The organism is Nocardioides taihuensis (assembly GCF_042657275.1).
Classification (GTDB): Bacteria; Actinomycetota; Actinomycetes; order Propionibacteriales; family Nocardioidaceae; genus Nocardioides; species Nocardioides taihuensis.
This window is the reverse complement of the sequence record NZ_JBHSKD010000027.1, coordinates 445,501-470,128: the sequence shown is the minus strand read 5'-3', so window position 1 is coordinate 470,128 and position 24,628 is coordinate 445,501. Positions and strand designations below refer to the sequence as shown.

At 72.0% G+C, this 24,628-nt stretch carries 26 protein-coding genes and 1 riboswitch; of the genes, 14 read left to right on the top strand and 12 right to left on the bottom strand.

Annotation, left to right across the window (positions count from 1 at the left end):
• Positions 1-6: 6 nt before the first annotated feature.
• Together ACFPGP_RS20205 and ACFPGP_RS20200 are read right to left on the bottom strand one after the other, a co-directional pair.
• The gene (locus ACFPGP_RS20205; protein ID WP_378592864.1) at positions 7-258 is read right to left on the bottom strand and encodes a sulfurtransferase TusA family protein; all 252 of its coding nucleotides are present in this window, start codon (positions 256-258) and stop codon (positions 7-9) included.
• The gene (locus tag ACFPGP_RS20200; RefSeq protein ID WP_378592862.1) at positions 255-1,397 is read right to left on the bottom strand and encodes a cysteine desulfurase family protein; all 1,143 of its coding nucleotides are present in this window, start codon (positions 1,395-1,397) and stop codon (positions 255-257) included. Before ACFPGP_RS20200 ends, ACFPGP_RS20205 begins: the two co-directional genes overlap by 4 nt.
• Positions 1,398-1,502: 105 nt before the next feature.
• Here ACFPGP_RS20200 and ctaC point away from each other — a divergent pair, with 105 nt between their 5' ends.
• From ctaC to ACFPGP_RS20175, 5 genes are all read left to right on the top strand, one after another.
• Positions 1,503-2,369, top strand: coding sequence for an aa3-type cytochrome oxidase subunit II (ctaC, locus tag ACFPGP_RS20195; RefSeq protein ID WP_378592860.1), 867 nt, complete (start codon positions 1,503-1,505; stop codon positions 2,367-2,369).
• Positions 2,366-4,117 carry an aa3-type cytochrome oxidase subunit I gene (gene ctaD, locus ACFPGP_RS20190; RefSeq protein WP_378592859.1) on the top strand — a complete coding sequence of 584 codons (1,752 nt, stop codon included), beginning with the start codon at positions 2,366-2,368 and terminating at the stop codon, positions 4,115-4,117. The genes ctaC and ctaD overlap by 4 nt, the downstream gene beginning before the upstream one ends.
• Complete coding sequence (locus tag ACFPGP_RS20185) at positions 4,114-4,512, top strand: cytochrome c oxidase subunit 4 (protein WP_378592857.1); 399 nt, start codon at positions 4,114-4,116, stop codon at positions 4,510-4,512. The genes ctaD and ACFPGP_RS20185 overlap by 4 nt, the downstream gene beginning before the upstream one ends.
• Positions 4,513-4,658: 146 nt before the next feature.
• Positions 4,659-5,897, top strand: a complete 1,239-nt coding sequence (locus ACFPGP_RS20180) for a L,D-transpeptidase (protein WP_378592855.1) — start codon at positions 4,659-4,661, stop codon at positions 5,895-5,897.
• A gap of 147 nt (positions 5,898-6,044) precedes the next feature.
• Complete coding sequence (locus ACFPGP_RS20175) at positions 6,045-6,998, top strand: hypothetical protein (RefSeq protein ID WP_378592853.1); 954 nt, start codon at positions 6,045-6,047, stop codon at positions 6,996-6,998.
• A 44-nt stretch (positions 6,999-7,042) separates the two neighbouring features.
• Here the strand turns inward: ACFPGP_RS20175 and qcrB are convergent, their stop codons facing one another.
• The 4 genes from qcrB to ctaE are packed head-to-tail and all read right to left on the bottom strand — an operon-like array spanning position 7,043 to position 11,391.
• The gene (gene qcrB, locus ACFPGP_RS20170; RefSeq protein WP_378592851.1) at positions 7,043-8,791 is read right to left on the bottom strand and encodes a cytochrome bc1 complex cytochrome b subunit; all 1,749 of its coding nucleotides are present in this window, start codon (positions 8,789-8,791) and stop codon (positions 7,043-7,045) included.
• The gene (qcrA, locus tag ACFPGP_RS20165; RefSeq protein ID WP_378592849.1) at positions 8,788-9,858 is read right to left on the bottom strand and encodes a cytochrome bc1 complex Rieske iron-sulfur subunit; all 1,071 of its coding nucleotides are present in this window, start codon (positions 9,856-9,858) and stop codon (positions 8,788-8,790) included. The genes qcrB and qcrA overlap by 4 nt, the downstream gene beginning before the upstream one ends.
• Positions 9,855-10,781 carry a cytochrome bc1 complex diheme cytochrome c subunit gene (qcrC, locus tag ACFPGP_RS20160; RefSeq protein WP_378592847.1) on the bottom strand — a complete coding sequence of 309 codons (927 nt, stop codon included), beginning with the start codon at positions 10,779-10,781 and terminating at the stop codon, positions 9,855-9,857. The genes qcrA and qcrC overlap by 4 nt, the downstream gene beginning before the upstream one ends.
• A gap of 31 nt (positions 10,782-10,812) precedes the next feature.
• A complete protein-coding gene (gene ctaE / locus ACFPGP_RS20155; RefSeq protein ID WP_465263274.1) occupies positions 10,813-11,391 on the bottom strand; it encodes an aa3-type cytochrome oxidase subunit III in 579 nt (192 codons plus the stop codon).
• A 147-nt stretch (positions 11,392-11,538) separates the two neighbouring features.
• Here ctaE and ACFPGP_RS20150 point away from each other — a divergent pair, with 147 nt between their 5' ends.
• From ACFPGP_RS20150 to trpD, 3 genes are read left to right on the top strand one after another with little or no spacing between them, the layout of a single operon-like run.
• Positions 11,539-12,558 (top strand): cytochrome c oxidase assembly protein, encoded by a 1,020-nt coding sequence (locus ACFPGP_RS20150; RefSeq protein WP_378592844.1) that lies wholly within the window; start codon positions 11,539-11,541, stop codon positions 12,556-12,558.
• 9 nt (positions 12,559-12,567) lie between these two features.
• The gene (locus ACFPGP_RS20145; RefSeq protein WP_378592842.1) at positions 12,568-12,990 is read left to right on the top strand and encodes an Rv3143 family two-component system response regulator; all 423 of its coding nucleotides are present in this window, start codon (positions 12,568-12,570) and stop codon (positions 12,988-12,990) included.
• Positions 12,991-13,003: 13 nt separating this feature from the next.
• On the top strand, positions 13,004-14,029 hold the full coding sequence (gene trpD / locus ACFPGP_RS20140; protein ID WP_378592840.1) for an anthranilate phosphoribosyltransferase: 1,026 nt from the start codon (positions 13,004-13,006) through the stop codon (positions 14,027-14,029).
• 6 nt (positions 14,030-14,035) lie between these two features.
• On the opposite strand, the gene ACFPGP_RS20135 is transcribed toward trpD, so the two are convergent.
• Genes ACFPGP_RS20135 through ACFPGP_RS20125 form a run of 3 tightly spaced genes read right to left on the bottom strand, consistent with a single transcriptional unit; the run spans position 14,036 to position 16,780 of the window.
• Positions 14,036-14,653, bottom strand: a complete 618-nt coding sequence (locus ACFPGP_RS20135; RefSeq protein ID WP_378592839.1) for a hypothetical protein — start codon at positions 14,651-14,653, stop codon at positions 14,036-14,038.
• Between the two features lie 9 nt (positions 14,654-14,662).
• Entirely contained in the window at positions 14,663-14,941 is a 279-nt protein-coding gene (locus tag ACFPGP_RS20130) for an Lrp/AsnC family transcriptional regulator (protein WP_378592837.1), read from the bottom strand.
• 39 nt (positions 14,942-14,980) lie between these two features.
• Positions 14,981-16,780 (bottom strand): DEDD exonuclease domain-containing protein, encoded by a 1,800-nt coding sequence (locus ACFPGP_RS20125; RefSeq protein WP_378592835.1) that lies wholly within the window; start codon positions 16,778-16,780, stop codon positions 14,981-14,983.
• A gap of 89 nt (positions 16,781-16,869) precedes the next feature.
• On the opposite strand from ACFPGP_RS20125, the gene ACFPGP_RS20120 reads away from it, so the two are divergent.
• Both ACFPGP_RS20120 and ACFPGP_RS20115 read left to right on the top strand, forming a co-directional pair.
• A complete protein-coding gene (locus tag ACFPGP_RS20120; protein ID WP_378592833.1) occupies positions 16,870-17,130 on the top strand; it encodes a hypothetical protein in 261 nt (86 codons plus the stop codon).
• A gap of 10 nt (positions 17,131-17,140) precedes the next feature.
• A complete protein-coding gene (locus tag ACFPGP_RS20115) occupies positions 17,141-18,448 on the top strand; it encodes an NYN domain-containing protein (protein ID WP_378592832.1) in 1,308 nt (435 codons plus the stop codon).
• Here the strand turns inward: ACFPGP_RS20115 and ACFPGP_RS20110 are convergent.
• Entirely contained in the window at positions 18,429-19,817 is a 1,389-nt protein-coding gene (locus ACFPGP_RS20110) for a hypothetical protein (RefSeq protein ID WP_378592830.1), read from the bottom strand. The two genes, ACFPGP_RS20115 and ACFPGP_RS20110, sit on opposite strands and share 20 nt — an antisense overlap.
• A gap of 78 nt (positions 19,818-19,895) precedes the next feature.
• Between ACFPGP_RS20110 and ACFPGP_RS20105 the strand changes: the two genes are divergently transcribed.
• The 4 genes from ACFPGP_RS20105 to ACFPGP_RS20090 all read left to right on the top strand — a co-directional run bounded on the left by ACFPGP_RS20105 (position 19,896) and on the right by ACFPGP_RS20090 (position 23,986).
• Positions 19,896-20,102 carry a hypothetical protein gene (locus ACFPGP_RS20105; RefSeq protein WP_378592828.1) on the top strand — a complete coding sequence of 69 codons (207 nt, stop codon included), beginning with the start codon at positions 19,896-19,898 and terminating at the stop codon, positions 20,100-20,102.
• 198 nt (positions 20,103-20,300) lie between these two features.
• Positions 20,301-20,479: riboswitch (cyclic di-AMP (ydaO/yuaA leader) on the top strand.
• A gap of 15 nt (positions 20,480-20,494) precedes the next feature.
• The gene (locus ACFPGP_RS20100; protein ID WP_378592826.1) at positions 20,495-21,493 is read left to right on the top strand and encodes a C40 family peptidase; all 999 of its coding nucleotides are present in this window, start codon (positions 20,495-20,497) and stop codon (positions 21,491-21,493) included.
• A 49-nt stretch (positions 21,494-21,542) separates the two neighbouring features.
• On the top strand, positions 21,543-22,754 hold the full coding sequence (locus ACFPGP_RS20095) for a gluzincin family metallopeptidase (protein ID WP_378592824.1): 1,212 nt from the start codon (positions 21,543-21,545) through the stop codon (positions 22,752-22,754).
• Positions 22,751-23,986 carry a M48 family metallopeptidase gene (locus tag ACFPGP_RS20090; RefSeq protein WP_378592822.1) on the top strand — a complete coding sequence of 412 codons (1,236 nt, stop codon included), beginning with the start codon at positions 22,751-22,753 and terminating at the stop codon, positions 23,984-23,986. The genes ACFPGP_RS20095 and ACFPGP_RS20090 overlap by 4 nt, the downstream gene beginning before the upstream one ends.
• Positions 23,987-24,068: 82 nt before the next feature.
• Here ACFPGP_RS20090 and ACFPGP_RS20085 read toward each other — a convergent pair whose 3' ends face one another.
• Both ACFPGP_RS20085 and ACFPGP_RS20080 read right to left on the bottom strand, forming a co-directional pair.
• Positions 24,069-24,260, bottom strand: coding sequence for a Flp family type IVb pilin (locus ACFPGP_RS20085; protein WP_378592821.1), 192 nt, complete (start codon positions 24,258-24,260; stop codon positions 24,069-24,071).
• Positions 24,261-24,313: 53 nt separating this feature from the next.
• Positions 24,314-24,520 (bottom strand): Flp family type IVb pilin, encoded by a 207-nt coding sequence (locus ACFPGP_RS20080; RefSeq protein ID WP_378592819.1) that lies wholly within the window; start codon positions 24,518-24,520, stop codon positions 24,314-24,316.
• Positions 24,521-24,628: the final 108 nt, after the last annotated feature.

Genomic DNA, 24,628 nt, shown 5'->3' with positions numbered 1-24,628 from the left:
CCCGGCTCAGGTGACCCGCCGCACGCGGTAGCGGGGGGCGCCGTCCGCCGCGGGGTCCTCGCCGAGGAACTCCTGGCCGGTCATCCGGCACCACGCCGCGACGTCGACCCGGGCCGCGGGGTCGGTGGCCACGATCGCGAGCACTCCCCCGACCGGCACGTCGGCCAGGTGTCGCGCGAGCTCGATGACCGGCTGCGGGCACACCAGCCCCCGACCGTCGAGCTCCAGGTCGACCCCATCGGTGGAGTCGCCGGTCACCGGCCGACCTCGGCGCGCAGGTCGGCCACGACACCCGGCAGCACGGCCAGGAAGCGCTCGACGTCGTCGGCGGTCGTGGTGCGGGTCAGCGAGACCCGCACGTTGCCGTGGGTCAGGGCGCCCATCGCTGCCAGCACGTGGCTCGGCTCGAGCGTCGAGGCCGTGCAGGCCGAGCCGCTGGCGACGCCGAGGCCGTGGCGGTCGAGCGCGGTCACGAGCGCCTCGCCGTCGACGTACAGGCAGGAGAACGTGACCAGGTGGGGGAGCCGGGCGTCGGGGTCGCCGACCACGTCCACGTGGGGCAGGGAGGCGGCCACCTCGCGGATGCGCGCGACGAGGGTGTGCTGGCGGGCGTTGACCTCGTCGCGCTCGGCCACCACGGCCTGCAGGGCCGCCGCGGCGGCGAGGGCCCCGGGCACGTTCTCGGCGCCGCTGGAGCGCGGGTCCACGCGGTCGTCGTCGGGGAAGGGGCTCTCCCACCGGACGCCGGACCTGACCAGCAGCACGCCCACCCCCGGGGGCCCGCCCCACTTGTGGGCCGAGCCGGCTGCCACCGACCAGCCGTCGGGGAGCGGGAGCCGGCCCATCGACGCGCAGGCGTCGGTGAAGAGCGGGACGTCGTTCGGCAGGCGGAGCTCGCCGACGGGCTGCACGGTCCCGACCTCGTGGTTCGCCGTCTGGAGCGCGACCACGGCGACTCCCGGGGCGACCGCCTCCTGCACGAGGTCGCCGTCGTGGACCCGTCCGTCGCTGTCGACGCCGACGACCCGGGGCTCCGCGCCCCACCGGACCGCGTGCACGACCGCCGAGTGCTCCACCGCGGAGTGGACCACGCCCCGCCCGGCGCGCGACCGCGCCCGGACCAGCCCGAGCAGCCCCCGGTGGACGGCGTCGGTGCCCGAGGAGGTGAAGGTGACCTCGTCCGGGCGGACCCCGAGGCACTCGGCCACCACGGCGCGCGCGTTGTCGAGGAGCAGCCGGGCCGAGCGTCCGGGGCGGTGCAGGCGGCGGGGATCGGCGTACCCCTGGTCGAGGGCGGCGAGCAGGGTCTCGCGGGCGGCCGGGTGGAGGGGCTCGGCCGAGGCGGCGTCGAGGTAGCCTCCGGCCGCCGGTGCGGGGGTCGGCCCGGGGTCGCTCACGACCCGAACCTAGTCCAGTGACCGCCCCGTGCCCCACCCGTTACCCGGGGGTGTGATTCGGATAGTGTGGCCCCCGTCGTGATCGCCGAAGAGAGAGGCTCCTTCGTGGGTCTGCACAACCACCAGCGTTCGGCCTGGTCGTGGCGTCGGCTGGCACTGCCTGTCGTGCTCGGCGCCGTGGTGTTCCTCAGTGGTTGCTCCGTCGAGCTCCAGGAGCAGTGGAAGCGGGGCGGCATGCCCGACCCCGCCAGCGAGCAGGGCGAGCCGATCCTGCAGCTCTGGCAGGGTGCATGGATCGCCGCGCTGGCGACCGGCATCCTGGTCTGGGGCCTGATCTTCTGGGCGATCTGGCGCTACCGGCGCCGCAGCGACGACGAGATCCCCGTCCAGACGCGCTACAACCTGCCGCTCGAGATCTTCTACACGATCGCCCCGATCATCATGGTGGTCGTGTTCTTCTCCCACACGGTGCGGGTGCAGGACGAGGTGCTCCAGGACACCGCCGAGGACCACGTCATCAACGTCGTGGGCCAGCAGTGGTCGTGGACCTTCAACTACACCGACGAGGACGCCGTCACCGCTCCCAACGTCTACGTCTCCGGCACCGGCGGGAACATCCCGACACTGGTGATGCCGGTCGACCAGACCACGCAGTTCAACCTCTACTCGCCCGACGTGATCCACGACTTCGGCGTCCCGAGCTTCCTGATGAAGATGGACGTCATCCCCGGCAAGATCAACCACTACGAGATCACGCCGACCACCACCGGCACGTTCAAGGGCAAGTGCTACGAGCTCTGCGGTGCCTACCACTCGCGGATGCTCTTCAACGTCGAGATCGTGACCGAGAGCGAGTTCGAGGCCTACCTCCAGGACCTGGAGGACCAGGGCTTCACGTCGGACGCGCCGGTCACGGGCGGCGGTGAGGCCTACACGCAGGCAGGACTCGACTCCGAGGAGGGCGCGGAGTGACCGCGACCGCAGCACACCCGACCACCACGATCGGCCGCAAGCCGCTGGGGCAGCAGCTGGTCCGGGTGCTCACCACGACCGACCACAAGCTGATCGGCAAGCTCTACCTCACGACGTCGTTCGTCTGGTTCCTCATCGGTGGCGTGATGGCGCTGCTGATCCGCTCCGAGCTGGCCTACCCGGGCAGCCAGATCGTCAGCGACGAGACCTACAACCAGCTGTTCACGATGCACGGCACGATCATGCTGCTGCTCTTCGCGACGCCGCTGTTCTTCGGCTTCGGCAACGTGATCATGCCGCTGCAGATCGGCTCGCCCGACGTCGCGTTCCCGCGCCTGAACATGCTGAGCTACTGGCTGTTCCTCTTCGGCGGCCTGATCGCGGCGTCCGGCTTCCTGACCCCCACCGGCGCGGCCGACTTCGGCTGGTTCGCCTACACGCCCCTCTCCGACGCCGTCCGCTCACCGGGCGTCGGTGGCGACCTGTGGATCATGGGCCTGTGGATGGCCGGCCTCGGCACCATCCTCGGTGCGGTCAACTTCATCACCACGATCATCTGCATGCGCGCGCCCGGCATGACCATGTTCCGGATGCCGATCTTCGTCTGGAACACGCTGGTCACGAGCCTGCTGGTCCTGATCGCGTTCCCGGTGCTGGCCGGCGCGCTGCTCTCGCTCGAGGCCGACCGGATCCTCGGGGCCCACGTCTTCGACACCGCCCACGGCGGCGCGATCCTGTGGCAGCACCTGTTCTGGTTCTTCGGCCACCCCGAGGTCTACATCATCGCGTTGCCGTTCTTCGGCATCGTGACCGAGATCCTGCCGGTCTTCAGCCGCAAGCCGATCTTCGGCTACGTCGGCCTGGTCGGCGCGACGCTCGGCATCGCGATCCTCTCCGTGGCCGTGTGGGCGCACCACATGTTCGTGACCGGCGCGGTCGACCTGCCGTTCTTCTCCGGCATGACCTTCCTGATCGCGGTGCCCACCGGTGTGAAGTTCTTCAACTGGATCGGGACCATGTGGGGCGGGTCCCTGTCCTTCGACACACCCATGCTCTGGAGCCTCGGCTTCCTCACGACGTTCCTGTTCGGTGGCCTGACCGGCATCATCCTGGCCAGCCCGCCGCTGGACTTCCACGTGTCCGACTCCTACTTCGTGGTGGCGCACTTCCACTACGTCGTCTTCGGCACCGTGGTGTTCGCGATGTTCGCCGGCTTCTACTTCTGGTGGCCGAAGATGACGGGCCGGATGCTCAACGAGCGCCTCGGCTTCCTGCACTTCTGGCTGACCTTCATCGGCTTCCACACGACGTTCCTGGTGCAGCACTGGCTGGGCGTCGAGGGCATGCCGCGCCGCTACGCGGACTATCTGCCGTCCGACGGCTTCACCGGCCTCAACCAGGTGTCGACCGTCGGTGCGTTCCTGCTGGCGTCCTCGACGCTCCCCTTCCTCTACAACGTCTACATCTCGCGGCGTGGCCCGCTCGTCGAGACCGACGACCCGTGGGGCTGGGGCCGCTCGCTGGAGTGGGCGACCAGCTGCCCGCCGCCGCGGCACAACTTCGTGACCATCCCGCGGATCCGCTCGGAGTCGCCGGCCTTCGACCTGCACCACCCGGAGATCGCCGCTCTCGAGCTCGAGGACAACCCCGCGGAGGCCGGTGGCGGCTTCGTGGACGCCCCCGACACGGCGGGGCGCGCCGAGCACCTCGACCAGCACACTGACGACCCGGAGGACCGCACCCGATGAAGGCCGAGACCTGGATCTTCGCGATGACGACGGCGTTCTTCGTCCTCGTCAGCCCGGCGTACTGGTTCATCACCGGCGACTGGACGGGCACCTCGGCGCTCACCATGACCACGCTGCTGGCCGCCATGGTCACGGTCTACCTCGGCTTCCACGCGGCCCGGATGGACCCGCGCCCGGAGGACCGCAAGGAGGCCGAGATCGCCGACGGGGCCGGCGAGCTGGGGTTCTTCCCGCCCTACTCGTGGTGGCCGCTGTGGTGCGCCCTCACCCTGTCGCTCATCGTGTACGCCGTCGCCTTCACCGCCTGGTGGCTGGTGATCATCGGCTTCGCGGTCGGCGCCGTCACCCTGTCGGGCCTGGTCTTCGAGTACTACCGGGGCGAGCACGCCCACTGATCGCGGGGGACCGGCGGTCTGGACAGGCGTCCGGCCCGCCGCCGCGCCGCGCGGCGGTGAATTGGGGCGCTGCACCCCACCGGGTTAAATTGGGCGTGCCCGGCACCACCGTCACCGCCACCTGTTCTCTTCCCGGGGGAAGCCAGATGTCCCACGCCCGCTCCGTCGTCCCTGCCATGGTCAGGTCTCGACGCGCCCGCACCGCGGCCGCCACCGCTGCCCTGGTGCTGCTCGGCTCGGCCCTGGCTGCCTGCGACGGCGACTCCGCCGCCGCTCCCGGCGCGGCGCCGTCCGGCTCGGCCGCCTCCGAGTCCGAGGACGCCGTCCCCGCCGTCAGCCTGACCACGTCGCCCCGCGCAGGCGCGAAGGGCGTCAAGGTCGACCGCACCATCGAGGTGGCGGCCGACAACGGCACCATCGAGAGCGTCAAGGTCTCCTCGAGCGCCGGCAAGGTGGCCGGCGAGCTCTCCGCGGACGGCGCCTCCTGGACCGCCACCGACCGCCTCGAGCCCGGCGCCACGTACGCCGTGCGCACGGTGGCCACGGGCGAGGACGGTGAGCAGGTCACCAGGACCGCGAAGTTCCGCACCCAGGACCTCACCCTCGACCAGCAGACCTACCCGTCGGTGGCCCCGCTGCCCGGCGAGACGGTCGGCGTCGGCATGCCGGTGATCGTGCGATTCGACGTGCCGGTCACCGACCACGCGTCGTTCGAGAAGAACATGAGCGTGACCACCGCCCCGCAGCAGAAGGGCTCGTGGTACTGGCTGAGCGACTACGAGGCCCACTGGCGCCCCAAGACCTACTGGAAGCCCGGCACCGAGGTCTCCGTCGACGTCGACGTGAACAGCGTGTCGGCCGGCAACGGGATCTACGGCCAGGAGAGCCGCCAGGTCGACTTCGAGGTCGGCGACGCCCACATCTACAAGGTCAACATGGTGACCCACGAGATGAAGGTCTTCTCCAACGGCGATCTCCTGCGCACCATCCCGATCACGACGGGGGAGCAGCCCGCGTACACGACCCGCTCCGGCACCAAGGTCATCATCGAGAAGTTCGAGAAGAAGGACATGAACTCCGAGACCGTGGGCATCACCGGCGCGGACGCCTACAACATCAGCGACGTGCAGTGGGCGATGCGGCTGACCTACTCCGGCGAGTTCATCCACGCCGCCCCGTGGTCGGTCTCCTCGCAGGGCGTCGCGAACGTCTCCCACGGCTGCACCGGCATGTCGACCGAGAACGCCGGGTGGCTCTACGCGATGTCCCGCCGCGGCGACGTCGTCGAGTACACCGGCTCCGACAAGCCGATGACCCTCGACAACGGCTACGGCGACTGGAATGCCTCCTGGTCCGACTGGAAGAGCGGCTCCGCCCTCAGCTGACCCACCCACGCTGACCCGCCGTTAACTAACGGCGGGTCAGCGTCATTTGTGGCTCTTCCCTGTGGACAAGTCAGGTGGAACCGGGGTTGTCCACAGGCGGCGTCGACCTTGGTGGTGCCGGCGCGGGCGGCGGCCCAACCTGTGGTCATGCCGCGACGCCGCTTGTTCGACCGGATCGACGACTACCCCGAGGCCGCCGTGCCCCGGGAGCGCCCCTTCGCCGCGACGGAGCTGCTGGCTGCCGGGGTGACGCGGCGGCAGCTCGATCACTGGCTGTCCCGAGGCGAGCTCGTGCGACCGATCCGCGGGGTGCTTCACGACGGCAGTCTGGACGACGGACTCGACCTGCGGGTTGCCGTGCTGCGTCTGGTGGTGCCCGACGCGTGTGTCGTGACCGATCGGACGGCTGCCTGGTTGTGGGGTGCCCCGATGGCGCTGGCGCCGGGAGACCACCTGGTCACGCCCGCAGTCTCGGTGTTCTCACCGCCCGGACACCGGCTGCGCAACGGGCTGGTGGCCAGCGGCGAGCGCCGGCTCGAACGACATGACGTTGCGGAGCTGGACGGCTTGCGGGTGACGACGCCGCTGCGCACGGCGTGCGATCTCGGGCGCCTGCTCCACCGCGACCAGGCCCTCGCCGGCATGGACGCGCTGGCGTCGTCGGGTGACTTCACGGTCGAGGAGCTGGTCGTCGAGACGGGGCGGTTCGCGGGCTACCGGGGTGTGGTGCAGCTGCGCGTGCTGGGGCCGATCGTCGACCCCGCCTCGGGCTCGCCGGGGGAGGCCGCCCTCCGGCTGCGCTGGTACGACGCGGGGCTGCCCCGCCCGCAGTGCCAGGTCCCGGTGCCCTCGCCGACCGGTGGCTGGTTCTACGTCGACCTGGGCCTCGAGGAGCTGCGCTTCGGCGCCGAGTACGACGGCGAGGAGTTCCACGGGCCGCAGCAGGCCGAGGAGGACGCCCAGCGGCGCCTCTGGCTGCGCGACGTGCAGGGCTGGCGCCTGGTCGTGACCCGCCGGGCCAACGTCTACGGCCAGCACCAGGACGCGTGCGAGATCCTGCGCGCCGCGTACGACAACGCCCGGCGCCAGGCCCGGAAATGACACTGACCCGCCGTCAACTAACGGCGGGTCAGCGCGGTGGAGCGTCAGTGCTGGCGGAGCGACTCGTCCTCGACGAGGTGGTGCCCGTCGAACTGGTGGCCGTCGGCAGCGTGGTCGAGGCCTGCCTGGAGCTCGTGCTCGTGGTCCGCGTGGGCGTGACCCTCCTGGAGCTCCTCCACGGTCGGCTTCTGGACGTTGTCGGCGTACATGTAGCGACGCAGCCGGTTGCGCAGCGCGTGGATCCGGGTGTGCTTGGCCGGGAGCCCGTTGGCGTCCGGGGTCTCGCCGTCGCCGTCCACGACCGGGTCGCGGTCGCGGGCGGTGAGGACGTAGGCCCGGGTCTCCGAGACGGGCAGGTGCCGCTCGGAGTAGCCACCCTCGGGGGAGCGCATGATCACGCCCGTCTCGTAGCCGTGCAGCAGCCGGTCGCGGTCGGCCCGCTGGAGCGAGATGCACCAGCGGCGGGTGACGATGAAGGCGATCACCGGTCCCACGAACACCGCGACACGCATGAAGTACGTGATCTGGTTGATGCTCAGGTCGAACGTGATCGCGATGATGTCGTTGCCACCCGCAGCCCAGAGCAGGCCGTAGAAGGTCATCAACGCGACCATGGTCGCCGTCCGGGTCGGCGCGTTGCGCGGCCGCTCCAGCAGGTGGTGGTTGCGCTTGTCGCCGGTGATCCAGGCCTCCACGAAGGGCAGGAGCAGCAGGATCGTGAACATCACGCCGGGCAGCACGATGATCGGCAGCATCACGTTCCAGCTGATGGTGTGACCCCAGATGTGCGTCTCGATGCCGGGCATGATCCGCAGGGCGCCGTCGGGCCAGCCCATGTACCAGTCGGGCTGCGAGCCCGCGGTCACCTTGGACGGGTCGTACGGCCCGTACTTCCACACCGGGTTGATCGACAGCAGGCCGCCCATGAGGGCGATCACGCCGAAGACGATGAAGAAGAAGCCGCCCGCCTTGGCCATGTAGACCGGCAGCATCGGGTAGCCGACCACGTTGTCGTTGGTGCGGCCGGGACCGGGCCACTGGGTGTGCTTGTGGTAGACGAGCAGCAGCATGTGCGCGGTGATCAGCGCGAGCAGCAGGCCCGGGATCAGCAGCACGTGCGCGGTGTAGAGGCGGGGGATGATCGCCTCGCCCGGGAACTCGCCGTCGAAGAGCAGGAACGACATGTACGTGCCGACGACGGGCATCGACTTCATGAAGCCGTCCGCGGCGCGGATGCCGGTGCCGGAGAGCAGGTCGTCGGGCAGCGAGTAGCCGGTGAAGCCCTCGAGCGTGCCGAGCAGCAGCAGCAGCGAGCCGATCACCCAGTTGAGCTCACGGGGCTTGCGGAAGGCACCGGTGAAGAACACGCGGAGCAGGTGCACCATCATCGAGGCGACGAAGATCATCGCTGCCCAGTGGTGCATCTGGCGCATCAGCAGGCCGCCGCGGACGTCGAAGGAGATGTCGAGGCTGGACCGGTAGGCCTCGGACATCATGATGCCGCGCAGCTGCTCGTAGGAGCCCTGGTACTGGACCTCGCCCATGCTCGGCGTGAACCACAGCGTCAGGAAGACGCCGGTGAGCAGCAGGACGACGAAGCTCCACAGGGCGATCTCGCCCAGCATGAACGACCAGTGGTCCGGGAAGACCTTGCGCAGGTTCTTCTTGCCGACGGCCGCGAGGCCGAGGCGGTCGTCGGCCCACGAGGCCAGCGCGCCGGCCTTGCCCGGCTTGGAAGCAGTGGCGGCAGTACCGGTGTTGCTCGTAGCGACCTTGCTCGTGTCAATGCTCATTGCGAGTCTCGCTCCCAGAAGCTCGGGCCCACGGGCTCGGTGAAGTCGCTCTGTGCCACAAGGTACCCCTCCTGGTCAACCGCCAGGGGCAGCTGGGGGAGGGCACGCGCGGCCGGGCCGAAGACCACCTTGCCGGAGTCGGCGAGGTCGAAGGTCGACTGGTGGCACGGGCAGAGCAGGTGGTGGGTGGTGCGCTCGTTCAGCGAGATCGGGCAACCCACGTGGGTGCAGATCTTGGAGTAGGCCACGATGCCGTCGACCGACCAGTTCTCCCGGCCGGGGCCGGGGATGATGTCGTCGGGCTCCATCCGCAGCAGGATCAGCGCGCCCTTGGACTTGGCGATCTGCAGCGTGACGCCCTCGACGAGGGGCTCGCCCTCGTCGTCGACCTCGAAGATCGCGGCGGGCTCGGCGTTGACCAGGTCACCGATCTCGAGGTCGCTGACCTTGATCGGGGTGCCGATCACGTCGCGCACGACGCGCATGCCGTTGGTCCAGATGGTGTTCTTGATGCCCGCGCCGGGGTAGTCGGCGTCGTTGGCCACCTGGTTGGGCGTCGGGCCGAGGTCGCGCAGCAGCACCACGAACGGCGCCAGCACCAGCGCGACCGCCGCGAGCAGGGAGTTGCGCACGAGCGGGCGCCGGCCGATGCCGGACTCCTCGAGCCCCTGCTGCAGGACGGCCACCGTGGCCTCGCGGTCCTCGTCGGAGGAGCGGGCGGGGTGGCGCATCTCCACGATCTCGTGGTCGGACATGAGCTTGCGGGCCCACTGGATGATGCCGAGGCCGATGAAGAGCAGCGCGCCGCCGAGGGTCAGGCCGAGCGTGACGTTGGAGGCGCCGAAGCCCAGGATCACGTCGGGGGTGTCGCCGATCTCGAAGATGACGTACGCCGCGACGAACAGCACCACGCAGACGATCGACAGCCCGAACAGCGTCGAGACCTGGCGCTCGGCCCGGCGCTCCTTGGCCGGGTCGACGTCGGTCGGCCGCCACTGGTGGGCCGGCAGGCCCGGGTTGGCGAGCGGCTCCTCCTCGCGCGCCGGCAGGTTGGGGTTGTCGCTCACGCCTGCACCTCGGCTTCCGCCTCGTCCTTGCTCTCGTCGTTGTCGTCGGGGTCGGCCTCGCCCTTGCGCTTGCTCGTGCGCGTCGTGTGCGCGGCGATCCAGACGGCGACACCGACGAGCACGCCGATGCCGACCACCCAGGCCGCGATGCCCTCCGGCACGGGGCCGAGGCCGCCGAGCCCGTAGCCGCCGTACTCGGGCGACTCGTTGAGCGACTCGATGTAGGCGATCACGTCACGCTTGGCGTCCGGCGGCAGGTTGCCGTCGGAGAAGTTGTCCATCGACTGGGGGCCGGTGAGCATCGCCTCGTAGATGTGGCGGGGCTCGGTGTTGCGGATGTTCGGGGCGTAGCCACCGCGGGGCATGGCGCCGCCGCTGCCCTGGAAGTTGTGGCACGCCGTGCAGTTGGTGAGGAAGATCTGACCACCGCGCGAGATCGCGGCCTGACGCTCGGCGTCGGTCATGCCCTCGGTGCTGTACTGCGACGAGTCGGGGATCGCGGGGCCGGGGCCCAGGGAGGCCACGTAGGCGGCGAGCGCGGCGATCTCCTCGTCGGTGTAGACGACCTTCTTGGCCTGGGCCTGCTGGCCCGGCTGCGCCATCGGCATCCGGCCGGTGCCGACCTGGAAGTCGACCGCTGCGGCGCCGACGCCGACCAGCGAGGGGCCGAGCTGCTCGTTGTCGCCGTTGGTCTCGACGCCCTCGCCGTTCTGGCCGTGGCAGAACGCGCAGCCGACGAGGAAGAGCTCACGGCCCTGGGCGACCAGCTCGGTGTCGCTGGTCTGCTCCTCCGCGGACGCGGGGGCGAACGCGGCGTACAGGCCGCCGGAGAGGACCAGCCCCAGCAGGAGCAGGACCATGCCCGCCAGCGGCCCGCGGCGGTGCCGGGAGAGCCGTCCGGCGGATCGGTTCAGGAGACGCACATCGATTCCTTGCGTTGGGTCCGGGCGGGGGTCACTGGACGAGGTAGATGGTGGCGAACAGGCCGATCCACACCACGTCGACGAAGTGCCAGTAGTACGAGACGACGATCGCGCTGACCGCCTGCTCGTGGGTGAACTTGCGGGCCACGAACGTGCGGCCCAGCACGAACAGGAACGCGATCAGGCCGCCGGTCACGTGGAGGCCGTGGAAGCCGGTGGTCAGGTAGAACATCGTGCCGTAGGCGGAGTCCTGGATGGTGACCCCCTCCTGGACCAGCTCGGCGTACTCGGTGGCCTGGCCGCCGATGAAGATCGCGCCCATGATGTAGGTCAGCACGAACCACTCGCGCAGCCCCCAGCCCGAGACCTTGAGCAGCGAGCCGGTGCGGCCCACCTGTCCGCGCTCGGCGGCGAACACACCGAGCTGGCAGGTCAGCGACGACAGCACCAGGATCGTGGTGTTGACCGCGGCGAACGGCACGTTGAGCTTGGCGGTGTTCATCGCCCACAGGTCCGGGCTCACTGCCCGGATGGTGAAGTACGACGCGAACAGCGCCGCGAAGAACATCAGCTCGCTCGAGAGCCAGATGATCGTCCCCACCGAGACCATGCTCGGCCGGTCGTGATGGCCGTGCAGTCGGGATGCCGGAATAGCCGTTGCTGTCGCCACGGGCGCCATTATGGCGGTACGACCCCCCCTGGGGCACCCCGACCCCCTGGCCGTGGGCATCGAGTCTCGGGACCTATCCTCGCCAGCGTGGGCCCGACCGCCTGGACGACCTCTCCCGACCTGCCCCCCTTCGGCCTGGGGCGGGTCGTGACGGAGGCCGGGCTGGCGCCGGTTCCCGTGATCGTGACGGTCTGGGTCTGCGGCCTCTACCTGCTCGGCGTGCACACCCTGCGTCGGCGCGGCGACCGCTGGCCGGTGGGCCGCACCCTGGCCTTCGTGCCGGCCGGCATGGGCGCGTTCCTGTTCGCCACGACGTCCGGCATGGCGGCGTACGACACCACGCTCCTGAGCGTGCACATGGTGCAGCACATGGTCCTGTCGATGTTCGTGCCGCTGATGCTGGCGCTGGGGGCCCCGGTCACGCTCGCGCTGCGCACGCTGCGCCCGAGCCCCCGCAAGGCGCTGCTCGCGGTGCTGCACTCGCGGGTGGCGAAGGTGCTCACCTTCCCCCCGCTCACCTTCACCCTGTACGTCGTCTCGCCGTGGGCGCTCTACTTCACCCGCTGGTACGACGCGTCGCTGAGCTCGGGCTACGTGCACGAGATGATGCACCTGCACCTCGTGCTGGTCGGGTCGCTCTTCTTCTGGCCGATCGTGGGCGTCGACCCGGTGCCGGGACGGGTGGCCTACCCCTTCCGGGTGCTGCTGGTGGTGCTCACGCTGCCCTTCCACGCCTTCCTCGGCGTCACGATCATGGACCAGACCACGCTGCTCGGCGGCGACTGGTACCCCCGGCTGCACGACGGCCCGATGGGCTCCTGGCTGCCCGAGCCCGCGGACGACCAGCACCTCGCCGGCGGCATCCTGTGGGGCTCGGGCGACATCGTGGCGCTGCTGCTGGTCGCGGTCCTGTTCGTGCAGTGGGTGCGCTCCTCGATGCGCGAGGCCGTGCGCGAGGACCGGCGCCTCGACCGGCTCGAGGCGCAGGAGGCGCGCGCGGCCGCCGCGGCCCGCGCTGTCCCTGTCTCCGACGCGGCGGCCGGCACGGGCGCCGACACGGGCGCTGCCGCCGTGGGCGACGCCCCGGACGCGGCGGAGGACAGGTAGCATGCGCGCGTGAGCGACTCGACCTCCTCCACGACGGCCCCGCTGCGGGTGCTTGTCTACAGCGACGACGTCAACACGCGCCAGCAGGTGATCCTGGCCCTCGGCCGGCGCCCGCACCCCGACCTGCCCGAGGTCGAGTACGTCGAGGTCGCGACCGAGCCGGTCGTCATCCAGAACATGGACGCCGGGAACATCGACCTCGTCGTCCTCGACGGCGAGGCGGTCCCCGCTGGTGGCATGGGCATCGCCAAGCAGCTCAAGGACGAGATCTACCAGTGCCCCCCGGTCCTGGTGCTGACCGGGCGGCCGCAGGACGCCTGGCTGGCGACCTGGTCGCGGGCCGAGGCCGCCGTGCCGCACCCGCTGGACCCGATCCAGCTCGCCGAGGCCGCCGTCGCCCTGCTGCGCGACCGCGTGCCGGCGACGTCCTGACGCGTCGTACCCCATGACCAGCTGGCCCGACGTGCTGACCGCGCTCGTCGCGGGTGAGGACCTCAGCGCCGAGCAGACCGCGTGGGCGATGGGGGAGATCCTCGAGGGCGCCGCCACCCCGGTGCAGATCGCCGGCTTCGCGGTGGCGCTGCGGGCCAAGGGCGAGACCATCGACGAGGTCACCGGCCTGGTCGAGGCGATGTACGAGCGCGCCACGCCGATCTCGGTGCCGGGCCGCCTGCTCGACGTCGTGGGCACCGGCGGCGACCGCTCCATGTCGGTCAACATCTCGACCATGGCGGCGCTGGTGGCTGCCGGGGCCGGTGCCCGTGTCGTCAAGCACGGCAACCGGTCGGCGTCCTCGATGGCGGGTTCCGCCGACGTGCTCGAGGCGCTCGGCATCCGCCTGGACCTGCCGGCCGAGCGGGTGGCTGCGGTGGCCGCCGAGGCCGGCATCACCTTCTGCTTCGCCGCCGCCTTCCACCCGGCGCTGCGGCACGCCGCCGTCCCGCGCCGCGAGCTCGGGATCGCGACGTCGTTCAACCTGCTCGGGCCGCTCGCGAACCCGGCCCGCCCGCAGGCGCAGGCGATCGGGTGCGCCGACCGCCGCCGGGCCCCGGTGATGGCCGGCGTGCTCGCCGCCCGCGGGGTGGACGCGTGGGTGTTCCGCGGCGACGACGGGCTCGACGAGCTCACGACGACGACGACGTCCTCGGTCTGGCTCGTGCACGACGGCGCGGTGCGCGAGGCCACCCTCGACCCCCGGGCGCACGGCGTTCCGGTCGGCACCGCAGCCGACCTGCGCGGTGGCGACGCGGCGCACAACGCCGACGTCGTGCGGCGGGTGCTCGACGGCGAGCCCGGGCCGGTGCGCGACGCCGTCGTCCTCAACGCCGCCGCCGCGCTCGCGGTGCACGACGACCCGGCACTTGCCCTCGACGATGCGCTGGCCGCCGCCCTCGTCCGCGCCCGGGACGCGATCGACTCCGGGGCCGCCCGCGCGACGCTCGACCGCTGGGTCGCCGTCTCCGCCCCGTAGGGCGAGCTAGAGCTCCAGGGCGTACGACGCGCCCTCGCGCCGGAAGCCGTAGGGGAGCCGGTCGTAGTAGGGGTCGAGCATGTCCGGGGGCGTGACGACGCGCCGGAAGCCGCGGGCCCGCAGCTGGTCGGTGCGCCGCCACACGAACTCGCCGGGGGAGAAGTCGCGGAAGCGCGGCGTCACGTAGTCGAGCAGGACCCGCGCGACGTCGCCGTCGCGCCGCAGCAGGACCACCCCCACGGTCTCGTCACCGCGCTCGACCTGGAAGGCGAGGTCGTCCGCCGTGACGGCGCCGGCCTCGAAGCCGGGCTGGTAGGTCGCGATGTCCGCGGCGTGCACCTCGAGGAAGTGCCGCAGGTACGCGTCGGAGGGCCCGACCTCGAGCACGGTGTAGACGGCCTCGTCATGGCGCCCGCGCAGCAGGTGCGCGATGAACCAGACGTTGATCGCGCTGGTCGCCAGGTTCATGCCCACCATCGGCCACACGCCGACGAGGGCGTTGAAGAGCACCAGGCTCAGCGAGGCGGCGAGGTTGAGGAGCCGGAAGCGCAGGATCCGGGTCTGGAGCAGCGAGACGATCAGCAGGGCACTGCCGAACCAGCCGAAGGCGTCGAGCAGGGACACGGGCGGGGGTCAGTCCAGGCCGAGCGAGAAGGCCGACTCGAGGTCGTGCTGGGAGTAGGCGCGGAAGGCGATGTGGGTCTCGGTGGAGGTCACCCCGGGCACCTTGTTGAGCCGGTCGGCCACCACCGCGGCGACGTCGTCGTGGTGCCGCACGCGGACCAGGGTGATCAGGTCGATCTGGCCGGTGACGGAGTAGACCTCGCTGACGCCCTCGAGGGCGGCGATCTGCTCGGCGACCTCGGGGATGCGAGCGACGTCGGCCTTGACGAAGACGATGGCGGTGATCACGTCGGGCAGTCTAGGGCCCTCGTCGCCCGCCGCCGGGGATCACCGGGCGGGCTGGTGCACCGGCGTCAGGTCGCGCCGGTCGTCGAACGGCACCAGCGAGAGCCGGGACTCGGTCACCGCGTCGTGCACGGCGAGGTGGCGGGTCGCGCCCGCCACGGGGCACGACCACTCGCCGTCGACCTCGATGAGCCGCACACCGGGCGACTCGAGCCAGCGCAGGATCTTCTCGGTCTCCTCGGCGGTGGCGACGGGCACCGGCCCGGGCGCGGGCCGGACGGTCTCGGCGCCGGCGCGCAGCTCGCGGACGAACTGGTGGGCGTCGGCCCCGGGGGGGATCACCCCCGCGGCGACCAGGCGGCCGTGGCGCACCACGTGGACGGCCCAACCGGCGTCCTCGCGGCGTGCGGCCACGACCTCGGGGCACCGGGTCAGCGCGGTCAGCCGCTGGGTGCGGGCGGCCGCCCGCACGAACGCCGCCAGCCGGTCGCGGTGCACGCCCGCCTCCTCGAACCGCTCGTCGGCGGCCAGGGAGGCCATCCGGGCGTTGATCGCCTCCACGACCTCGTCGGGCCGGTGGAGCAGGGTGTCGCGCAGCTGTCGCACCACCGCGGCGTACGTCGCGGCGTCGGCGCTGCCGTCGCAGGGGGAGAGGCACCGGCCCATCTCCGCGAGGACGCACGGGGACCGCCCGCCGGTGCGGGAGAGGCGCTCGGAGCACTGCCGCACCGGGAAGGTGTCGTGCAGCGCGGCGAGGCACTTCTCGGCCGTCTTGCGGGAGGAGAAGGGGCCGAGGTAGTCGGCGTCGTCGTCGAGCACCCGCCGGACCAGCGACAGTCGCGGCCAGGTCTCGCGGGTGAGCTTGACGAAGTGCGCCTTCTCGGGGAACCGCGAGCGCCGGTTGTAGCGGGGCTTGTGCTCCGCGATCAGCCGCAGCTCGCGCACCTCGGCCTCGAGCGGGGTGGCGCACTCGATGCCGAGCACCGAGTCCGCGAGGCCGACCATCTCGCCCATGCGCGACCGGGTCTCGGAGGAGGTGAAGTAGGAGCGCACCCGGGTGCGGAGGTCGCGCGACGTGCCGACGTAGAGCACCCGCTCGCGCTCGTCGCGGAAGAGGTAGACGCCAGGCGCGTGGGGCAGCCCCTCGGCGAGGTGGCGCTTGCGGCGCTGCGCGGGCGTGACGCGCGAGGTGAAGGTCTGCAGCTCCTCGAGCGTGTGCACGCCGAGCGGGCCGAGCCGCTCGAGGAGCCCGTGCAGCACGTCGACGGTGGCGCGGGCGTCGGACAGCGCACGGTGGTTGGGGGTGGTCGTGGAGTGGAAGACGCGCGCGAGGGAGGACAGCTTGCAGTTGGGGGCGTCGTCGCGGGTGATCACGCGGCGGGCGAGGCGCGCGGTGTCGAGCACCTCGACGCGCGGCCACGGACGCCCCTGCAGCTCGGCGAAGTGACGCAGGAAGCCGATGTCGAACGGGGCGTTGTGCGCCACCAGCACGCAGCCGGCGGCGAACTCGAGGAAGGCCGGCAGCGCCGACTCGATCGGCGGGGCGTCGGCGACCATGTGGTTGGTGATGCCGGTCAGGACGGCGATGAAGGCCGGGATCTCGGTCTGGGGGTCGACGAGGGTCTGGAACTCCCCGAGCACCTCGCCGCCGCGGACCTTGACCGCGCCGATCTCGGTGATCATCGAGCCGGCGGCGGCCGAGCCACCGGTGGTCTCGAGGTCGACCACGCAGAAGGTGAGGTCGCGCAGCGGGCGGCCGAGCTCGTCGAAGCTGCGCTGCTCCTCCCACCGCGACCGGGCAGGGACGTCGCGACCCGGTGCCGCCACGCCTGTCCTGCTCATGCCCACGACGCTAGGCGCGGCCACCGACAATCCCGGGACGACGCGCTGGACGCCCCGCGCCGCTGACCCGGAGGATCTAGGGTTGAGGCGTGACCACGGCACTCCCCGACACGACGCACCGCTGGCGGTGCGGCGGCTGCGGCAACCTCACCCGCTTCGACGTGACCCGGACCCGTCGTACCACGGAGTTCTGGCACTTCGACCTCGGCGGCGAGCACCGCGTCGAGGAGACCGACCTCGTCGACGAGGTCGTCACCTCCGTGCGCTGCCGCTGGTGCGGGCGCGACGACGCGGTCGAGCTGGTCTCGCGCGCCGAGGCCGCCACCGCGACCGATCCGTCGGACGGCTGACCGGGGCGCGATGACCGCGAACGGGACCCCGCTGGCGCAGCTGCCCGAGCAGGTGCGCACGCGCGTGTCCGCCCTGACGGCCGAGGTGCTGCCCTCGGTGCCCGACCTGCCGGCGCCGTTGCGCAAGGTCGCGGCCTTCGCGCCGGCGCGCCGCGCCCGCGCGGCCGGCCAGCAGCTGGCCGTGGCCCTCGACGGCGACGACGCGTTCCGCGAGCGCGTCGCCACCCAGGTCACCGCCGTCCTGGCCACCCCGCTGTCCGAGCTGGTCACCCACCCCGACGAGGCCGACCCCGTCGAGCTCGCCGGGCTGGCCTGGTTGGTGCGTCCCGAGGGCTGGCAGGACGTCGTGGACCGCGCCGTGGGTCGACTGGCCGAGCGCGCGGAGGCATCGGGGGCCGAACGTGAGCGCACCGAGCGGTTGCAGCGGGCCGCCGAGCAGGCCGAGCAGGCGCTGCGCGAGGCCCGGGCGCGGCACCGCGAGGAGCTCGCGGCGCTCAAGGCCGAGAACGCCGACCTGCGCCGCAAGCTGGGGGAGACCCGCACCCAGGTCCGTACGACGACGGCCGAGGCCGAGCAGGCCCGTCAGGAGCTCACCGCCGAGCGGGCCGCGGCGCGCACCGCCGCCGCCGCGGCCGAGCGTGAGCTGCGGCAGGTCCGCGCCCGGCTCCAGCAGCACGAGGAGGCCGCGGCCGAGGGCCGCCGGTCCGCCCGCAGCGAGCGCGACGACGCGACCCTGCGGGCGCGGGTGCTGCTCGACACCGTGCTCGACGCCGCCGCCGGGCTGCAGCGCGAGCTCTCGCTGCCCTCGGCGTCCGGCACGCCCTCCGACCGCGTCGAGGCCGCACTGGCGGCGCAGGAGGGCTCCCGGCCACACTCGGGGGCCGGCGCGCTGGGCCCCTCGAGCCCCGCCCTGCTCGAGCAGTACCTGGCCATGCCACGGTCCCGGCTGGTCGTCGACGGCTACAACGTCAGCAAGACCGCCTGGCCGAGCTCGAGCCTCGAGGCACAGCGCACCCGCCTGCTCCGCGAGATCGCGCCCCTCGTCGCCCGCACCGGCGCCGAGACCACCGTGGTCTTCGACGCCGCCGGCAGCGAGTCCCGCCCGGTCGTCTCAGCGCCCCGGGGCGTCAAGGTGCTCTTCAGTCCCTACGGCGTGATCGCCGACGACGTGATCCGCGACCTGGTAGCCGCCGAGCCGGCCGGACGCGTGGTCGTGGTCGTGACGAACGACCGCGAGCTCGGCGGCGACGTCGTGCGCGAGGGTGCGCGGCTCGCCGGCAGCGAGGGCCTGCTCGCCCTCATGCAGCGGAGTGGATGACCTCGGGCGACGGCGTCGGGGTCTCGGCGCGGGCACGGCGCTCCTGCCAGACGCGCCCGGCCAGCCATCCGACGGCGACCATCAGCACCGCCCAGAAGCCCACGACCGGCAGGGTCCGCAGGGCGAGCACGAACGCGTTGTCGGTCCAGGCGTCCTCACGGTGGAGCAGGAAGCCCTCCGAGATCGCGCCGAGCGAGATGGCGGCGAACTGCAGCCCCACGACCGGGCCGCAGAGCCGCTTGGCCCACGTGCCCATCCGGTGGGCGCTGAACGCGTACGCCGGGGCGACGCAGGCGAGGAGCTCCATGCCGAGCCGCTGGCCGTAGAACCCGTCGCCACCCATGAACTCGTTGAGCTGTCCCTGCACCAGCATGTAGAGGATCCCGCCGACCGGGAGCCAGCGCGCCCAGTCGGGGAGGTCGCGCCACTCGCGCACCACGGCCGGGAGCAGCAGCAGCAGCAGCGGCGTCCAGACGAGGACGCCGCGGTCGGGTGACACCCACAGCCCGAAGTGGTTCGCCACCTGGTTCCAGAAGCCCGTGACGAAGCCTCCGGTGGCCACGCTCTCGAGGTTGTTGCTGCCGTAGCCACCAGCGGGGTTCCAGGTGCCGTACATCCAGTGACTCCACACGGACGCCAGGCCGAGGAAGCCCCCGCTGACCACCCCGACCTTGACCGCGATGTCGGGTCGCCGGCGGGACCACGCCACGCCGAGACCCAGCACGGCCACGATCAGGGTGGTGTGCAGGCGCCCCCACAGGGCGATCCCGCCGAAGAGGCCGACGAGCCACCACCGCTCGCGTGAGGCGGCCCAGCTCATCCCGAAGATGCCGAGCAGGGTGATGCAGTGGGTCCACAGCGAGTTGCCGACCACGCTCCACATCGGCGTGGTCAGCGCGAACACCGCCGTGGCCAGCACCGCCTCCGAGTCGCGCATCCGCGAGCGCAGGGTGAGGAACAGCAGCAGGACGCCCGTCGCGGCCAGGAGCGCGGCCATCCGTGCGCCCGGGTCGATGCTGAACTCCGACTCGTCGGGGCCCTCGCCCGAGAGCCAGTACGCCGGCACGGCCGCCGCGACGACGCCCGGGGACCGGTGCACGACCATGTGGCCGTTGGGCGCCTCGAAGTTGAACACGCGGGCGTCGTAGATGTCCGTCTCCGGGTCGGTGGTGTCGGCGACGCTCACGTCGACGTCGTCCATCCAGGGCGCACCGGTCGAGGCGATCCGCCACCCGCCCAGGCTGGCTGAGCGAGCATCCGTGTTGACCAGGCCGGTGGCGACCGTCGCCAGGTAGACGAGCGCGCACCCCAGCAGCACGACGATCGGCAGCAGGACACGGCGGCGCGGCCCCGAGAGCGGAGTGGACACCGCCCCATTGTGCGCGAAGGAGGGCCGTGCGCGCGGGAGAACGGGCGAGGTGTCGGTGGGGCCTGCTGGACTGCCTCCATGACGACACGGATCGACTGCGACACCTGCGTGGTGAGGGGGCTCGCCTGCCACGACTGCGTGGTGACGGTGCTCCTCGGGCCCCCACCCGAGCTGACCTTCGACGACGACGAGCGCCGCGCGCTCGACGTCCTGGCCGCCGGCGGCCTGGTGCCGCCTCTGCGGCTCGTGGAGCCGGTCGACGGGCCGGTGATCGAGTCGGCGTGAGTCGTGTGTCCCGTGTGACCGGAGTTGCCCCCGTGGCAGGAGGTGCCCATGTGACCTGCGGCGTGACCTGCCTCACCCGTCCGGGCGTGAAGTCGGTGTGATTTCGGGCCGACCCACCGGGGTGACTTGGCGGCTTCTCCGGCCAGTGGTTAGGGTGCTTGCTCAGGAGCTCGTGGAAGTGGATCAGTCCGGGTCCGCGCGAGTTCCGCGCCGAGTCCGAGGTCGCCAGCGATGGGGGCCGAGGAGCCGGGGAACCACTTCCCTGGGGTGAATCGCCTGCAAGGCGACTGTGTCGGGGGACGCGGTCGAGGAGCAGGTGTAGGGACACGTCGTGCCCGAACCCGACAGCTCACCCGGTAGGCGTAACGACACCCCAAGGAGACCGCCCGCTCGTGTTGAACGGTCGGAAGCGACTCATCGCTGCTGCCTGCTCCATCTTCGCGACCGTCGCCGTTCTCGGCCTCGTGCCGGGGAGCGCCTCGGCAGAGCCCGACGTCGACGACGTCAAGGCCCAGGTCAACCGCCTCTACCACGAGGCCGAGCAGGCCTCGGAGCGCTACAACGACGCCCGCCTCGAGCTCACGGAGCTCAAGCGCGACCTCGGCTCCCTCAAGGCCGACGAGCGTCGCCAGGACGCCAGGTTGTCCGCCGTGCGCGAGCAGGTGCGCGACAGCGTGGTCCGCCAGTACGAGGGCCAGGGCATGTCCGCGGTCGGCCAGGTCGTCGTGTCCGAGGACCCGCAGGCGTTCCTCGACAAGCTCTCGACGATGTCGGCCTTCAACGATCTCCAGTCGCAGCTCTTCGACGACTACTCGCGCGAGCTCAAGGCCCTCGACATCCGTCACGACGCGACCGCCGAGCGGCTCGCGGAGATGGCGAAGACCAAGCAGCAGCTGGCCGACGAGAAGGCCACCATCGACGACAAGCTCGCCCAGGCCAAGGAGCTGCTCGGTCGACTCCAGGCCGCGGCGGCACCCGCCCCGGCGCCGACGACGTCCACGTCGCGCAGCAGCACCGTGCGTTACGCCAACGTGCCGGTCTCCGGCCGCGCCGGCGTGGCCGTGCAGTACGCCCTCGACCAGGTGGGCGACGCCTACGTGTACGGCGCCACCGGTCCCGACGCGTACGACTGCTCGGGCCTGACCATGGCCGCCTGGGGCGCCGCCGGCGTCTCGCTGCCGCACTCCTCGAGCGCCCAGTACAGCTCGGGCCCGCAGGTGGCCTCCAGCGACCTGCAGCCCGGTGACCTGGTCTTCTACTACCAGCCGATCAGCCACGTGGGCATCTACATCGGCAACGGCCAGATCGTCGACGCCGCCAACCCGAGCACCGGAGTCCGGGTCGCCGGCGTGTTCTCGATGCCGTTCAGCGGAGCCGTCCGCCCTGGCTGACCCGCAGCCACCAGCACGCCTCGCAGGGGCCGGTCACCCACGTCGGTGGGTGGTCGGCCTCTCGTCGTGCCTGGGCCTGCTGCTCCTCGCCGGCCTCGCCTGGTGGGTGCTGCGCGACGACACGTACACCGCGCCCGTGCCGGACAGCCCGGTGGCCTCCGCCCAGCCCGACGCGGCAGCGGACGCCCTGGCGGAGCTGGTGGACGCCGTCCGGTCCGGTGACATCGGCGCGGCGCGTGCCCTAGCGCCCGAGGACGACCCGGCGGCCGCGGAGGCCCTGGCGGGCGTCGTGACCAACGCCGGCGCGGCCCGGGTCGAGGACGTCGACCTGCGCTACGTCGACGAGCTCGGCGCCGTCGGGGACGACGGTGCGTGGTCGGCCGCGGTGGACACGACCTGGCAGTTCGCCGGCTTCGACAGGACGCCGGCGAGGACGGAGGTCCGGGTCGGCTTCGTGCCCGACGACGCCGGTGGGGTCGCGATCACCGGGGTCGGTGGCGGAGGCCGGCGGACGCCCCTGTGGCTCACCGGGCCGGTGCAGGTGCGCCGCGACGCCGACTCGCTCGTGCTCGTCGACGGGCCGGCAGCCCTCGCCGACCGCTACGCCGCGCTCGCCGACCGAGCCGTGCCGACCGTGCACCGGGTGCTGCAGGGCTGGCGTCCGCGCCTCGTCGTGGAGGTGCCGCGCTCGGCGGACGCGCTGGACGACACGCTGGGCGCGGAGCACGGGAGGTACGCCGCGATCGCCGCGGTCACCAGCAGCGTCGACGGGTCGCTGGGCCCCCGCGCTCCGGTGCACGTCTTCGTGAACCCCGAGGTCTTCGACCGCCTCGAGCCGCGCGGCGCACGCGTCGTGATGGCGCACGAGGCCACGCACGTCGCGACACGGGCCGCGACGGCCGACGTGCCCGTGTGGCTCCTCGAGGGCTTCGCGGACTACGTCGCCCTGCGCGACGTCCGCCTGCCGCTCGCGGTCACCGCACGGCAGGTCGCCCAGCAGGTCCGTCGCGACGGAGTGCCCGACGCCCTCCCCGGCACGGCAGAGTTCGACACCACCACGCCGCACCTCGGCGCGGCGTACGAGGCAGCCTGGCTGGCCTGCCGCCTCGTGGCGCAGGTGGCCGGGGAGGACGCGCTGCTGGCCGTCTACCGGCGGGTGTCGGCCGGTGAGCCCCCGGGGCGGGCGCTCGTGCGCGAGACCGGGATGACCGAGGCCGAGCTGACCACCCGCTGGCAGGACGTCCTGCGGGGGCTGGCATGAGCGGGCGTCCCCCCGAGCGCACCGCCGCCCTGGCGGTCGCCCTGGGCGGGGGAGCGGCTCTCCTGGCGCTGGCCCGGGTGCTGGTGCCGCCGGACGTCGTGGCCGGGCTCCACCTCCCGGCTGCCTCCGACGTGTTCGACCCGGCCTTCCTCGAACGCGCCGAGGCCTACGCGCGCGCGGCGCGGGCCTGGTCGTGGTCGTCGCTGGGCGTGTCGGTCGTCGTGGCGTGCGTGCTGGGCTTCACCCGGGCCGGCCGCGCGCTGGTCGGGCGGCTGCCCGGGCCGTGGTGGTGCGTCGTGGTCCTGGCCGTCTCCCTGCTCGCGGTCGTCGGCCGCCTCGCGACGTTGCCGCTCGGACTCGGGCTGCACCGGGAGCAGGTGAGGGTGGGGCTGTCCACCCAGGGGACGGGGGCGTGGCTCCTCGACGTCGCCCGCTCGGTCGGCGTCGGGGTGGTGATCACCAGCCTGGCGCTGCTGGTGCTGGTCGGCACCGCGCGCCGCCTGCCTCGTGCGTGGCCGGTCGTGGCCGGTGGGGTGCTGGGACTGCTGGTGCTGGGCGCGTCGTTCGTCTACCCGCTGCTCGTCGAGCCGCTCTTCAACGACTTCGAGCCCCTCCCGCCGGGCCAGCTCCGGACCGACGTGCTCGACCTCGCCGACCAGGAGGGCGTGAACGTCGACGACGTGCTGGTGGCAGACGCCTCGCGCCGCACCACCACGCTCAACGCCTACGTCTCGGGCTTCGGCAGCACCCGGCGCGTCGTCCTCTACGACACGCTGGTCGACGACCTGCCGCGCGACCAGGCGCTCTCGGTGGTGGCGCACGAGCTCGCGCACGCCAAGCACCGCGACGTCGTGACCGGGTCCGTGCTGGGCGCGGTCGGGGTCTTCGCCGCCGTCGGGCTGCTCGGCCTCCTCGTCGGGGCGCTGGGTCGCCGTACGGGCGTCGGCATGGCCGACCCGCGGGTCGTGCCGCTCGTGCTCGCCCTCGTCGCGGTGGGCTCACTGCTCGCGAGCCCGCTGGAGAATGCCGTGAGCCGCCGGATCGAGGCCCGGGCCGACGCCGACGCCCTCGCGGTCACCGGTGATCCGGGGGCTTTCGAGGCGATGCAGCGCCGCCTGGCTGAGAAGGCGCTGGCGGACCCGACGCCGCCGGCCTGGTCGCAGTGGTGGTTCGGCAGCCACCCGACCGCCCTGCAGCGGATCGCCCTGGCCCGGTCGCTCGAGCGGGACTGACCCGTGCGGGTCTCCCCACGAAATGCGGAAACGCCCGGCCCGGTCCGAAGACCGAGCCGGGCGAGCCCGACTGGTGCCGCCCTCAGCAGCTGTTCGAGCCGAGGGCGTTCCTCACCGAGCCGCAGGTGTCCGAGTACTGGCCGCTGACGACCCCACCCAGGGCGAAGATGACCAGCACGATGACCGCTGCGATCCCTGCGATCAGGAGGCCGTACTCCACCGCGGAGGCGCCGCGGTCATCGCGGACCTCCGGCGTGACGTCGTCACGTTCCATCTCGAACACCTTCTCTCTCGGTCGTGCTAGCAGTACTGACGTCAGTCAGTCGGTCAGGCGCAGCTACCGCTGCCCGAACCGGACTGGATGGCGTCGCAGGTGTCCTGGAAGACACCCTGGATGGTGCCACCGAAGGCGAACACGACGAGCACGATGAGCGCCGCGATGCCGGCGATCAGCAGGCCGTACTCCACGGCCGAGGCGCCGCGCTCCTCCTTGGCGAAGCGAGCGTTGAGCAGAATGCGCAGGTAGTCCAGCATGGGGGGGTTCCTTTCTCCCACCTATTTCACGTGAGGGAGGCCGGGAGACCTCCACGACTCAAGTTTGGGTCAAGATCGGGGTTCGTGTGATCGGTTCTTCGGATCCAC

Coding starts and splice junctions, on each gene's coding strand:
- ACFPGP_RS20180 (WP_378592855.1), top strand. CDS start 4,659: ATGTCCCACGCCCGCTCCGTCGTCCCTGCCATGGTCAGGTCTCGACGC.
- ACFPGP_RS20175 (WP_378592853.1), top strand. CDS start 6,045: ATGCCGCGACGCCGCTTGTTCGACCGGATCGACGACTACCCCGAGGCC.
- ACFPGP_RS20090 (WP_378592822.1), top strand. CDS start 22,751: ATGAGCGGGCGTCCCCCCGAGCGCACCGCCGCCCTGGCGGTCGCCCTG.
- ACFPGP_RS20185 (WP_378592857.1), top strand. CDS start 4,114: ATGAAGGCCGAGACCTGGATCTTCGCGATGACGACGGCGTTCTTCGTC.
- ctaE (WP_465263274.1), bottom strand. CDS start 11,391: ATGGTCTCGGTGGGGACGATCATCTGGCTCTCGAGCGAGCTGATGTTC.
- ACFPGP_RS20105 (WP_378592828.1), top strand. CDS start 19,896: ATGACGACACGGATCGACTGCGACACCTGCGTGGTGAGGGGGCTCGCC.
- ACFPGP_RS20115 (WP_378592832.1), top strand. CDS start 17,141: ATGACCGCGAACGGGACCCCGCTGGCGCAGCTGCCCGAGCAGGTGCGC.
- ACFPGP_RS20080 (WP_378592819.1), bottom strand. CDS start 24,520: ATGCTGGACTACCTGCGCATTCTGCTCAACGCTCGCTTCGCCAAGGAG.
- ACFPGP_RS20125 (WP_378592835.1), bottom strand. CDS start 16,780: ATGAGCAGGACAGGCGTGGCGGCACCGGGTCGCGACGTCCCTGCCCGG.
- trpD (WP_378592840.1), top strand. CDS start 13,004: ATGACCAGCTGGCCCGACGTGCTGACCGCGCTCGTCGCGGGTGAGGAC.
- ACFPGP_RS20085 (WP_378592821.1), bottom strand. CDS start 24,260: ATGGAACGTGACGACGTCACGCCGGAGGTCCGCGATGACCGCGGCGCC.
- qcrB (WP_378592851.1), bottom strand. CDS start 8,791: ATGAGCATTGACACGAGCAAGGTCGCTACGAGCAACACCGGTACTGCC.